Origin of the sequence: Sphingobacterium pedocola, assembly GCF_015209965.1 — a bacterium.
In the GTDB taxonomy this organism is placed as follows: domain Bacteria; phylum Bacteroidota; class Bacteroidia; order Sphingobacteriales; family Sphingobacteriaceae; genus Sphingobacterium; species Sphingobacterium pedocola.
The window spans coordinates 253,317-265,547 of the sequence record NZ_MU158690.1 but is presented as its reverse complement, the minus strand read 5'-3'; the positions used below and the strand labels follow the sequence as shown (position 1 = coordinate 265,547).

Below are 12,231 nucleotides of genomic sequence, written 5' to 3'. Positions count from 1 at the left end.
ATTGTTGGGCTTTTGGAAAGAAACGCCGATAATAATGTGACTTTCCAATACTTATCGGAAACGAAAGAAATTGTCAAATCTGAAGGGATGAAGATGCCAAAGGCGTCAATGGGTAAGGGATAAAGTCTCGGTGGTAGGGCATGGGGCAAAAATAGTAATTTACAATATGGCTGAGCAAAAGCCACCACGTATATCGCTGAGGAGCCTATGCGCCGTTTGAAGGTCTGCTTCTTCCGACATTGTCTGTAAGATAAGACGGAGGAAAATACTTTTTTCCTTCATCTGGAGATGATTTTCCATGATTTTATTGAGCCTTTCTCTCAATTTAGGGGAATGTTCAGCAATCTTTTTCATTTCACGCCCTAATACAATAGGGCCTATACTGTCGAAGCTTGCTACCTTTTCTTCATCAAACAAGTCGTTGTGCTGTTCATATATAAGTTCTTCATGTAGGTTAAAAAAGTGGCGGGCTATATTCGCAATGTCGACCACATCCTTCTGGCGTTGGTCGGGCCTGTCGTCGTAGGCAATAAACTTGAGCAATGCTATTGCCGATAGCGTCGCGACTCTAAATGAATTCCCCGTTTCCAACGTTACCGAAGCTGTTCCATAGTGGTATACTTCTTTCATCCCGTCGACTTTGATGTTGGTCATCCCCTGTCCACTAAATATTACCTCCTCATCGGTCTCGATCTCTCCGAATGGGAGGATATCCACCTGTATGCCGTCTGGAGATATTAATACAAAGGCGTCTCCTTTGTATGCAGTAAAATTTTCTCTATCAATAAGGTACTGTCGGACAGTTTGGTATTCTTCCCTGCTGCTCATCAATACGGCATAATCAACATCTTTAGTAGTGCGGAAATTTACCCCTTCTTTTTCATACCAAATCTGTCTTGCCAATGCATCTATAAGGTAATAGTCGATACGTAATTCGTCGAAACAACGTTCCAACGTGTCGAAAATATGTTTTAGTTCGCCGTGTCTCATTCGTTAAAATCGGCCTTTAGGTATTTCTCAAATATTATCTCTGCCACCTCAATGTTTCGGGGATCCTGTGTCAATAGGAGGTCGGCGTAGGTCAGTAGAGGGTGAACCTGGTTTATGAACCAATTAATTTCCCTGTCTACCCAAAACTGCTGCAAGACTTCGACATTGCCCTTAGGATCGGGAATGAACCGATACCGTTTTACGAGTTCCAATTTTGTCACTGTGGTATACAGTGTCAACTTTTCCGGTTCCAGATAGTCTGTAAGCAATCCTGCTGCGCTTTCTCCGCCCCAAAAATCTCCTTTGGTAAGTCTATACTGTCTCCAATCGATATGCTTTTCTGGCATACGGAAAGTTCCTATAACCAATTTGGGTCTCAATATCTCTTGATAGCCGGCTATCCATCGGTCGAGCAATTCTCTTTTGTTCCTCAATCTGTATCTCGTCTTATCCAATTTGACCAAGAAGCCCGTTTCCTTCAGTCCATTTATAACAAGAGGTATATTCCCTAAGGCCACATTTGCTCCCAAAGCTATTTCGCGATAGGGCATATCCAGTGCATCTGGTTCGGTCAAGAGAAAAAAAAGTACCTTTAGGCCTGCTGCAGTAAACGCCCTATTTGGTATATCTTTTTCCACTTTGGGAAGCTTATTGCCTTCAATCCATATCCATATATCTCGATATCGGATAAAAAAATTACCCGCCACGTCTAAGTAAGCTATGTTTTCTGCTCTTAACCGTTCCTTTGCCTTTGGCAAAATATTTTGAGCAAGGAGCAATAAAGGCCTTTCTTTCCCAACCTTGTTCGCAATCATTTTTAATTGATGGGGGCGAACTTCTCGCCTTATTTCTGTATCCAGCTCAATCCTTCTTCCATCGAGTTCAATAACCAATACGCCGTCTACAGCATTATCGACAGGATCGTTGTTCGGTATCCATTCCGTTTCCATCCCTGTGTGTTGCTTTAGGCTATTTAACGCCTGATCCACCAGTCGTATTTCCAATATATCGTTTCCTGCGTTCATTATTTTTGTTTGTTCACGAAACATGAACAAACAAAAATAATGAACAATATTGAGATAACCAAATAATCACTATGTAGCTGACACCCAATCATTGCTGCTAAGGACGCATATTTAATCTCATTAGCCATTCTTGAAAAACCGAGCGAAGCATTTAAATTCATAATCAACCACCTTAAACTAAATTCTCCGGAACGCCAAGAATTTACATATAAATATGAAAGATATATTGATTTATAAAACCGAAATTTTCCAAAACCCTCCTTTGCTCGCGCTGGTATATGCAAATCGCTGGCGCGTGGACTCTATCCCGTGCCTAATTAATATAGAAGGGCTGCGATTGAGCGATGGGGATTAATAGTAAGTCGATAACGAAACTGCATAAAAAACTCACATTTTGCCGTGTTTTTGCTTTTAGCAGTAACATCTTCTCTTAACAAGGCTACCTAAATTCTTTCATGTAAATTGTTATCATACTAACCCTCTCCGTAAAGTTTCATTATAACGAAACTTTCCTTATCTTGTACCCAAGGGATAAAACCGAATGGACAAACTATTTGAAGTCATATTTTTAGATGAGGCCTTTGAATTTCTGAAAGGGCTGGAACGGAAACACTCCGAAAAAATCCTTTATAATCCGTAAGGCACAGACAGGACACGTTACCGAATTGTTCAAAAAGTTAAATAATGACATCTGGGAGTTTCGAACGCTATACCAAGGATTGCAATACCGGCTCCTTGCATTTTGGGACAAGACTTTTTCTTCTGAAACAATGGTTATCTCGACACATGGATTTATTAAAAAACGAAGTAAGGTTCCCTGACCAAGAGATTCAAAGAGCTACTCAAATAAGAACAGCGTATTTTGATGATAAACAATTAAAAAGAAAGAAAAAATGAAAACATACACGTTAGACCATGTACAGGACGAGCTTATCGGAAAGACAGGAACTGTGGAACGGGATTTATTTGAGTATGAGCTTCAAATGAACCTAGTGGGAAAGGCCATTAAACAAACCAGACAGGAAAGAAACCTGACCCAAGAAGAATTGGGTAAGTTGATCGGTGTTCAGAAATCGCAGATTTCAAGAATTGAAAACAATGCGAGCAATGTAACCATGGAGACTTTATTACGGGTATTTACTGCATTGAAAGCAAAAGTGACATTGCAGGTAGAGCTTCCAAATTTAAGCGTAAACGTCGGATAATGGATAATAATAGTCATTGAAAAAGCCCGAAGGCTCGCGCCGGTATATGCAAATCGTTGGTGCGTGGACTCTATCCCGTGCCTAATTAATATAGAAGGTATTGCGCTTACACAACAATTTCAAAGACCCTTATTTTTTAGATTTATTGGGTCTACAGAAAACCTATCTTGAAAAAGATCTTGAGACTGCTATACTTCGAGAACTTGAATCATTTATCTTAGAGCAAGGGCTTCGCATTTGTCGAAAGACAAAGAGAAAAGGGTGTTTACGGTGCGCTTGCCAATCAATTAACATTGGTAACGGACAACATCAAAGATTTCAAATATATAAAAGAGCTAAAAATTGAAAATTGGTTCGAAAGAAAATAAAAATTCGTAGACCGTTACGCTAATGCTCGGGATAAACCGCAGGGCGTACACAAAAACATATCTTGTTTATCACAGTTTTTCATATTTTTATACAAGTATTGCAACGGGAGGAATTATGTCTAAAACTGCAAAGAGATTAAACACACAAGAAGAAAGAAAAATTGTTTCAAGGGCTGCTAAAAAGGCTTCATCTACAGCATTTAGAATTTCTACGGCTTTGGAATTGCCGATACAAATCGTACAGGGCAAAAAAATAGTCCTTAAAGAAGCAAATGGCACTACTCGCGAGTTAAAAAAAATCAACCAAGTGAAAAGCCGTATTGCCTTAAGTAAAGGAACTAAAATATGTCTGCAACCAAAAGGTTAAGGGTATTTGCTGGGCCAAATGGTTCTGGAAAGTCAACCCTCTTCACCACTATAATGCAACAATTCAGAACTGGCCATTTTGTTAATTCTGATGAAATCGAAAAGGAGTCCGTTAAGCTACCTATCGGACATTTCGTATTTCACCCCTTTCGTAAATGCCTTTCTTTAAACGCTTTTAAGGAAATCGACTCACCACGGTTATATTGATCAAATCCGTTATGAATACTTTTTGTTACATGATCGGGCAAACTAGCTGATTGGGGTTCAAAAGGAACTTTCCAAGCTTTTGACACAGCCTTAACGGTCTTTAATTGTTCTATAGATTCCGGATGTATTGTGATTGCTTTCATAATTCTTTCTTTGTAAAGGCTATATACAAATATAGTTGAAGTGCTTTGTATTCAAAAACCGATGTTAGTGAGTTTATTGATGCGCTCTGGCACGAGCATAAGCAAAGCGGCACTCGTGACCTTCCTTAAGCACGAGAACCGTTACACCAACCGAATGATGCCAGCTCTACGAAGTAAATGCTCCGGTGTTTTGATGCGCCCCACTACCAAGAATTTATCCGGTTAAAACAAAAAAAGCCGCCCAGAATTGGATGGCTGTAATAATTTATAAACTCACCTCGGGACAGAGTCGCCGAGGTATTTATTGTTTCCGTTAACTTACTGTACCGTTACGTCCCCTACTTCCCACCATCCTTCTTGCGTGACATTTCCAGACATCGCAAGGTTGAGGGCTGGTTTATTATCTTTCGACGTGTCGACAACAGCGACTGCCAAACGGTATTTACCTGCTTTGACTCCATTTAACCGACCTCTATGCTTATAGCTTTTTGGCTGTCCTCGAAGCCACTGTGACGGTTCTGCCTCATCGTCAATAAGTAGCGTTCTGATCTCTTTGGTCTGTGTATCAAGAAGAGCGAAAGCTACCTTATATTTGTAGTTCCATTGCTTCAGATTGTTGGGACACACACCGATGCCCATATTGTTCCATGTATGGGAAATGGTAAAATCTTCTCCGATCCCTATGGTTTCCATGTATTTCACTTCGGAAGGATACAACCGGTACCCCCCATCTGCTATAAAACGCTGTACCAAATCTGGTGAGGTCTGTATCCAGGAGGTTGCTTCGTTTAGACTTCTTAGATCAAGCGTATTTGCTTGTTGCAACAAGGCATCTCCCAAAGTGCCTTCCCACACATTTCTCCATGCGTTATATCCTCTTGGATCATTCATCCATGCCGTATTCCCATTCATCCACCACCCACTTTCTGTTATGATCGGTCGGTTGGGAAAATGTGCAGCCACCATACCTTTTTCGAAATTACCATACCATTCGCTCATACCGAAGGCATCGTGCCTCAAGATAAAATCTTTTTCATTAAAAGCGTAGTTCAGCAATGGCGCGCCAATTTCCACATGGTAATTGAGAGCAAGTAGTACGTGCTTAAACTGCTGATGATAAAGATCAACTATCCATTTGAATACGGTCTCATAATTGTAATCATTACGGAGTATCATACTATGTCCTTCGCCCCATTTACCAAGTCCAAAACCATCAACATAGTCCACAACATCCGAGTCATCGAATTCATCTGCAAAAGCGGTTATAAAGTCCGTGTAGTGCGCTTGAAAGATTGTATCGTCCGCATAGGGAGACCAGGGCGTACCGTATCCCTGAGCACCCGCATCTCTCACGTATTGTGGCGTGGAAGAAGTCGCGTAGTCGCGACTGTCTACATATACTCGGAAAGCAAGCTTTAAGCCTCGTTGCTTCGCTCCTTCCACCAACAGCTTAAAAAACGGATTCGTATCCCAAGCGTACTGACCTTTTGCCCCTTCATAAGCACTCCATGGCCAACGGATATAGAGGTGAGTAGCATACCGATCAATATTTAATGCATCGAATTTTGTCCAGAATTGCATATCGCCGGCATAGTTATCGGTATAATCGGATAAATCGCTGTAAATACCCCATCCCATCATCGGATTCTTGATCAGCCCTGTAGTTTTGGGGTAGAAGGTTACAGTCTTCTCTGTCGGTAGCGGATTATCCTCATCATTGATCTGTGGACTGCTTTTCGAGCAAGCCATTGACATGGCTATTGTGGTAATCCAAAGGATTATGTTCGCTATTGCGGTGTATATATGACGTTTCATTACTCTTTTTTTTATATAAAATGTATTGTTTAAATCGGCAGATTATCTACCGATATTGCTCGACATTTACCAGGAACTAATCAAAAGGCATACACTTCCGCTATATGCGTGGAAGGATTGGGCCGGTTATTAATCATGTCGATATACGTGCTATTAACGGTAATCCGAAAATATCGAGCTTGAACGGCAATGGCCAAATCTATTTGCTGCTCACCGTCTATGTTTTCCAGGATGAACTCTTCCTTCTGACTCCATACAGAGCCACTCGTACTGAACTGAACAGTTATATTCTGTGGATTACCTCCATTCAGCAATCGATTATTACGGTTAATTAGGACGAACCCGTTGACGGTTTGATTATTATCCATGTCGAATGCTATGTGATGGGGTGGCGCTGGCTGACCGCCATCCCACTGCGTGTGCCAGTAAGTGCCTGTCATACCGTCTATTGCATGGCGTCCCTCACCACCACCAGTGCCACCCCACATATTCTCACCCGGTTCTTCTGTAGACGTATCGAATACCGTCCAAGAACTCCGATCTATAAATTCGCGCGTGACTCTAAAAAGAAAATAGGCAGTCTTAAGATCTTCGTTGAATTCCACACCTGCAGATATGTCTGCTATACTTATTGGAAGCAGGTATTCTTGATCTACTTGCAACGTACCAAATCCATTGACCAACAATTCAATCACCGGAGAGCTAATTTCTCCAATGGCAATAGTCGCTTTGTCGGAAGAGAACCTGTAGGCAGCTGCTGGCAATAAGCGGTATGTAGTTGCATTATTTTGATTATACTGATCTACTAATTGCGGGTCGACCCGAAAGGATACTTCGATCTCCTGTTCCGATGCTTCCACTCCTCCTAAGGCTGCACCAACTACAATCCTCGTCTCCTCATCTTTTAATGATATCGTATAGGAATGCGGTGAGTTGAGTGATTGGGGCATATATACTCGCTTGTATTCTCCTAACTCGATTTCTTTTTTACAGGAAGAGAGTAATGTAAGAATAATAAAAACAGCCAAATACTTCTTAATATCCATTTACTTTAAATTTTATTTTTTTAACAACACTTATTTTTCAAATACAATGTACATGGAAGCTTTACCATCCGGGGTTTTGTATCAGCATGGGGTTTTTATCAATTTCCAGTTGGGGGATAGGGAAGAAATAATGTTTGCTCGGATCGAATACCCGTACACTCCAAATGGGATAGGTAAAGTCTCCCTGATTATTTACATAAATCTTCCTTACAGGACCGACATCTACAATATGTGCGGTTCTCCATCTCCTGACATCCCAAAAAGTCAGCCCCTCCAAAACAAATTCAACTTTACGCTCCCGAATGATCCTCTCGCGCATCTGCTCTTTGGAAAGACCTGTTGGTAAGTTTGGCATACCTGCTCTCAGGCGAATAGCATTCACCGCATCATACACGTGCTGATCAGGATCAGAGAGTCGCTCGTTCCGCGCCTCTGCATAGTTAAGGTACAATTCGGCTAATCTAAAAAGTACAAACCTCCGTGCGCTCATCCCTGTCTCCGTTACCAAGTTTCGTTCTTCGAGCATTCCTTTTCGCCAAGAATAATTGACACGCGGACGATCGGTAAAATAATCACGACCTCCCGGGCTGATGTCGATCTGACGCCCTTTCCACTGCGCTCCGTGATATAGAATGGACTGATAGAAGCGGGGGTCTCTGCCTGCAAAAGGGCTTTTTGGATCGTATCCAGAAGTCGGATTGGGCTGTACTGTTCCGTCTGCATTATAACCCAATACAGGCAACTGGCCGGTAGCTTGCATTTCATAGGAATCGACCATTTCCTGAATAGGCGCTTCGCCATACCAACCCCCATAACCCAAAGACTCTGCCCAGAAATCCCACCAATAGGAATCGGAAGTACGAGACCATATCACTTCCGCATTATTTAGTTCTACGAAAATTCGTTCATAAGCCTGACGGTTATTAAGTGGTTGCAATGAAAGCGTGTGTCCGTTAACTTCAGACAGCCTCCATGCTTCTTCAGCGGCGGTTTCGGCTTCTTCCCATCGCATCGCTATATTTTGTGGATTGAACAGTGGGCTGGCATAATAGAGAAGAGTACGAGCTAATAGAGCGCGAGCTGTAAGACCGGTAAATCGACCATATTCGGCTCCGCCAATCCTCGGAGGAAGGGCTATAATAGCTTGATCGATATCTTTCTTTATAAATTCAACAACCTCGTCTACAGAGTTTCGCCCCATTAGATAATCACTTTCATTACTGGAATCCAGAGGTCGGTCTATGATAGGTACTTCTCCCCACATCTTCATCAACTGAAAATAATAGAAAGCACGAAGTCCATAGGCCTCTCCCAGCATTCTCCGCTTTCTGAGCAAGTTGTTTTGGGTACCAGCTTCATCCGGAAGCAGTTCATAATTTTTCAGAAATATGTTAACTCGACGTATCGCATTATAGTATTGACTCCATCTGTAATCCAGAGGAAAAGAATTTGGATTCCAATTACCGTTGTTAAAATCTACCGACATTTTAGTATAGTCGTTCCACATACTTACACCCTCACCGGTTCCCGAGCCAAGATTGTAGTCGCCTCCCGTTCCACCCTTATTGAGAAAATCCGGAAGATATGTATACGCATTATTCAAAAATGCTTCGGCATTATCTAGGTTAGAAAAGACTTCATTTTCATCAATAAAGTCACTCGGTGCACGCTCCAAAAAATCTTTACCACACCCTAATAGCAAGATGATACTGCAAGCCACTATATATTTATATAATCTCATCGGTCTATAGTTTTATGTTAACACCAAAATTTACTATGCGCTGTATCGGATACGGCACATCCCAACTGCTGGTTGCTTCCGGGTCACGATCTTTGATCCAAAGTTTATCCCAAACCGCCAAATTCTGGCCATTTACAAATACTCTGACAGCGGATAGCTTAACGCTTTTAAGCCACTGAGGAGGGATTTCATATCCCAGTTCCATGTTTCTCAGCTTTATATAATCTGTGTTATGAAGCAATAGTGAGGAGTACAGGGCATTGTTTTCTGATCTACGCGGAGCAGGAAGACGCGCATTTTCTGCGCTTTCTGATGTCCAACGTTGCAGCTGTGCGATATCTCTAGACGAAGGTACCATATCGGCTGTACCACCCATTGCTCCGTTTAATAATAAGCTTATGTCGAATCCTTTATACGTCGCGCCTATAGAAAGCCCCCCCATATAACGTGGTATATTTTGAACCTGCATAGGGACTCTATCATAGGCATTAATGACTCCGTCTGAGTTTACGTCCATATATTTTACATCTCCCGGAATCGTTTTGCTGTCGAAATTCTGTATAGCGCTGTTCAGTATCTCGTCTTCAGAGTTGAAAAACCCCAATGCTTTGTACCAAATGGTATACCCCACTTCATAACCGACAAGGTTTTGATATCCGTACATCGGTGTAGGTTGATCATTTTGCAAAACCTTGTTACGAGCGTAAGTAAACATCAGGTTCGAAAATATCCGTACATCATTCCACGATTTGTTAAATCGTAGTTCTCCTTCAAACCCACGGTTAAGAACAACTCCGGTATTCCTAGGAGCCAAATTGCCGATTCCTACATAATCTGGCACTGACCCGGGAGCAGTAAGGATATTTGCCCTGTATTCACGAAAAACATCGAAGGTGAGCTGAAGGGCATCTTTGGGCAAGATCGACACTTCAAACCCGACATTAGATTTTTGCGATCGCTCCCATGTGACAAAACGATTACCTACTCTATTTTCATTATAACCAGGTCTTCCGGATGGAGATTCTCCAAAGGAAAAGCCTCCGCCAGGTGCATAATCACTGATATAAAGCCATCTATTTCCCCCCACTTGATCATTTCCAGCTACACCATAGGAGCCTCTCACTTTCAAATAATTTATACCGGACACTTCCATAAAGGGTTCATCGCTAACAATCCATCCTGCCGATACGCTTGGAAAAAAACCATATCTGCGAGTAGGTGGAAAATTTTCAGAGCCATTAAACCCCATGTTTGTTTCGACGAAATATCTGTTCTTAAAATTATAGGTCAACCTTCCACTAATTCCTTGATATGCATAAGGTAGCTCATCGTTCAGTACACGTAATGTCCGGTTTGCCAAAACCTGGGCACTGAAGTTATGCTCGTTCCAGTTCTTTCTATAATTTAGTCGAAAGTCGAGGTAATTTGACCTTTCTATAGCGCTCGTTCCCGAAGTAGTGAGCCGGGTTCCCACATCTGTCTGTTGGTAAATAGGCGCACCTTGTTGATCAGCCCCCCTATACCAAAACATATCAAACTGCTGTAATCTAGAGGTGCCTTTGTAGTTATTATTTTCAAAGCTAAAAAACATCTGTGCGTCTAAACCATTCGCCAAAAAACCCAGATCATGTTTTGCGGAGAGTGTTCCGTACATAACATTTGTTGTGTTGGTATAATACCCCCCTCTGGTAACGGAGCCATACGGGTTCTGATAATATGGGATTTCAACATTACTTGCCGCGCCCAGACTGCCATCGGGATTAAATACCGGAAGCGCGACGGGTGACATATTGGTTAAATGGCTGAAGATACTTTCAAAACCAGATCCTGGCCCCACACGGTTTTCTAACCTCCCGGCCAAATCAATCTGAATAGATAATAATGAAGTAGCCTCAATGTCTAAATTGGATCTAAAATTATAGCGGTCAAACTTGCTCTTAACACCATAGTTGTCAAAAAACTCATCATCATGTTTCAAGAGTGTCCCTTGGTTGATATAACTACCCGATGCAAAATACCGTACTCGATTGGAACTTCCTGAGATATTGAGGTTATAATGGCTTTGGGGAGAGGAACTCTTTAAAATTTCATCAAACCAATTGACATCCGGATAAAGGTAAGGATCGGCACCTGTTCGGACTATCTCCAATGCTTGTTCACTAAATCTTGGAAGTAGATCACTGTTGATATCCCATTCATTCCAATATTTTGCGATATCATATCCGCTCATATTCTGCGGCAACCGATATGGGCTTTGAATGGCTTGCTGGGTAGTAAAGTCAATGTTGGGTTTCTGGCTAGAGCTACCCCGTTTCGTGGTTACGACAATCACACCATTCGCACCTTGTATCCCATATAGCGCAGACGAACTGGCATCTTTTAATATAGAAATAGATTCAACTTCATTCGGATCTATTTGACTAAAATTTCCTTGTCCACGGGGTAGTCCGTCGATCACTACCAGAGGAGCTCGATTTGGTCCATATGTACCTACGCCTCTGATGTACATGGCTGCCGCGTCTTGCCCAGGTTGACCCGAAGACTGAACGGTGATCAATCCTGGTAATCTACCCGCCAACGCGTTGTTCAGATTGGCCACCGGACTTTGTTTAAGCGCTTTGGTTTCTATAGTCGCCATTGCACCAGTCACTGATCGCTTCGTCTGCCTGAAGTTCATGCCTACGACGACCACTTCGTCCATATCTCCTATCGCTGGTTTCAGCGAAACATCTGTGGAACCTTTATTATTGACATTGGTTTCAATTGTTTCGAAACCTATGCTGGAAAACACCAATACCGCAGTTCCACTAAAGTTCGCAGGGATCAGTATTCGATAGTTCCCTTCATCATCTGTCTTTGTCTGCCTATCGGTTCCTTTCAGCTGGATCGTAGCTCCAGCAACCGGCCGACGCGATTCGTCGCTTACTTTACCGAAGATCACCTTCTCTTGTAGATCTTCAGCGATAGCATGCCTCGGGCCAGGATGATTCCTCGATTCTTTCTGATCTGCAAAGATTGTAACAATACCCTCTTCCAGCGACCATTGTAAACCTTTGTTCTCGACAAGAATCCGCATAGCATCCGCGAAATCAATATTTTCGGCCTTAAACGTCACCCGTGTCTTGGCAATATTCTCTCCACGAAATAGAAATGAATAACCCTGTTGTTTCTGGATCTGCTTCATGATGTTCTGAAGCGTGGAGTTCTTGGCGTTCAAAGTGATCTTTTGTGCCTTGATCTCCGCAATAGCCTGAAGTGAAAATATAAATGTTAAGAGGATCACTAACTTCATCATTATAACTAATTGGTAGCTGAAGAACCTACC

General features: G+C 42.2%; 10 protein-coding genes. 3 read left to right on the top strand and 7 right to left on the bottom strand.

Annotated elements, in window-relative coordinates; all coding sequences use genetic code 11:
- Positions 1-159: 159 nt before the first annotated feature.
- Positions 160-990 carry a nucleotidyl transferase AbiEii/AbiGii toxin family protein gene (locus tag C4F40_RS11320; RefSeq protein WP_196939513.1) on the bottom strand — a complete coding sequence of 277 codons (831 nt, stop codon included), beginning with the start codon at positions 988-990 and terminating at the stop codon, positions 160-162.
- Entirely contained in the window at positions 987-2,015 is a 1,029-nt protein-coding gene (locus C4F40_RS11315) for a type IV toxin-antitoxin system AbiEi family antitoxin (RefSeq protein ID WP_196939512.1), read from the bottom strand. The genes C4F40_RS11320 and C4F40_RS11315 overlap by 4 nt, the downstream gene beginning before the upstream one ends.
- A 665-nt stretch (positions 2,016-2,680) precedes the next feature.
- Between C4F40_RS11315 and C4F40_RS21580 the strand changes: the two genes are divergently transcribed.
- From C4F40_RS21580 to C4F40_RS11295, 3 genes are all read left to right on the top strand, one after another.
- Positions 2,681-2,836 carry a type II toxin-antitoxin system RelE/ParE family toxin gene (locus C4F40_RS21580; RefSeq protein ID WP_231390026.1) on the top strand — a complete coding sequence of 52 codons (156 nt, stop codon included), beginning with the start codon at positions 2,681-2,683 and terminating at the stop codon, positions 2,834-2,836.
- 72 nt (positions 2,837-2,908) lie between these two features.
- Entirely contained in the window at positions 2,909-3,220 is a 312-nt protein-coding gene (locus tag C4F40_RS11305; protein ID WP_196939511.1) for a helix-turn-helix domain-containing protein, read from the top strand.
- Between the two features lie 483 nt (positions 3,221-3,703).
- Positions 3,704-3,955, top strand: a complete 252-nt coding sequence (locus tag C4F40_RS11295; RefSeq protein ID WP_196939509.1) for a hypothetical protein — start codon at positions 3,704-3,706, stop codon at positions 3,953-3,955.
- A 139-nt stretch (positions 3,956-4,094) separates the two neighbouring features.
- Here the strand turns inward: C4F40_RS11295 and C4F40_RS11290 are convergent, their stop codons facing one another.
- The 5 genes from C4F40_RS11290 to C4F40_RS11270 form a co-directional block, all read right to left on the bottom strand.
- Entirely contained in the window at positions 4,095-4,304 is a 210-nt protein-coding gene (locus C4F40_RS11290; protein ID WP_196939508.1) for a hypothetical protein, read from the bottom strand.
- 318 nt (positions 4,305-4,622) lie between these two features.
- Positions 4,623-6,119, bottom strand: coding sequence for a DUF4832 domain-containing protein (locus tag C4F40_RS11285; protein WP_196939507.1), 1,497 nt, complete (start codon positions 6,117-6,119; stop codon positions 4,623-4,625).
- Between the two features lie 80 nt (positions 6,120-6,199).
- Entirely contained in the window at positions 6,200-7,165 is a 966-nt protein-coding gene (locus C4F40_RS11280) for a BT_3987 domain-containing protein (protein WP_196939506.1), read from the bottom strand.
- A 61-nt stretch (positions 7,166-7,226) separates the two neighbouring features.
- Entirely contained in the window at positions 7,227-8,906 is a 1,680-nt protein-coding gene (locus tag C4F40_RS11275) for a RagB/SusD family nutrient uptake outer membrane protein (RefSeq protein WP_196939505.1), read from the bottom strand.
- Between the two features lie 4 nt (positions 8,907-8,910).
- Entirely contained in the window at positions 8,911-12,201 is a 3,291-nt protein-coding gene (locus C4F40_RS11270) for a SusC/RagA family TonB-linked outer membrane protein (RefSeq protein WP_196939504.1), read from the bottom strand.
- Positions 12,202-12,231: the final 30 nt, after the last annotated feature.

What these genes read in the sequence shown, in the direction of transcription:
- C4F40_RS11315 (WP_196939512.1), bottom strand. Translation starts at nt 2,015, where the DNA reads ATGAACGCAGGAAACGATATATTGGAAATACGACTGGTGGATCAGGCG.
- C4F40_RS11285 (WP_196939507.1), bottom strand. Translation starts at nt 6,119, where the DNA reads ATGAAACGTCATATATACACCGCAATAGCGAACATAATCCTTTGGATT.
- C4F40_RS11270 (WP_196939504.1), bottom strand. Translation starts at nt 12,201, where the DNA reads ATGATGAAGTTAGTGATCCTCTTAACATTTATATTTTCACTTCAGGCT.
- C4F40_RS11275 (WP_196939505.1), bottom strand. Translation starts at nt 8,906, where the DNA reads ATGAGATTATATAAATATATAGTGGCTTGCAGTATCATCTTGCTATTA.
- C4F40_RS11305 (WP_196939511.1), top strand. Translation starts at nt 2,909, where the DNA reads ATGAAAACATACACGTTAGACCATGTACAGGACGAGCTTATCGGAAAG.
- C4F40_RS11295 (WP_196939509.1), top strand. Translation starts at nt 3,704, where the DNA reads ATGTCTAAAACTGCAAAGAGATTAAACACACAAGAAGAAAGAAAAATT.
- C4F40_RS11280 (WP_196939506.1), bottom strand. Translation starts at nt 7,165, where the DNA reads ATGGATATTAAGAAGTATTTGGCTGTTTTTATTATTCTTACATTACTC.
- C4F40_RS11320 (WP_196939513.1), bottom strand. Translation starts at nt 990, where the DNA reads ATGAGACACGGCGAACTAAAACATATTTTCGACACGTTGGAACGTTGT.
- C4F40_RS11290 (WP_196939508.1), bottom strand. Translation starts at nt 4,304, where the DNA reads ATGAAAGCAATCACAATACATCCGGAATCTATAGAACAATTAAAGACC.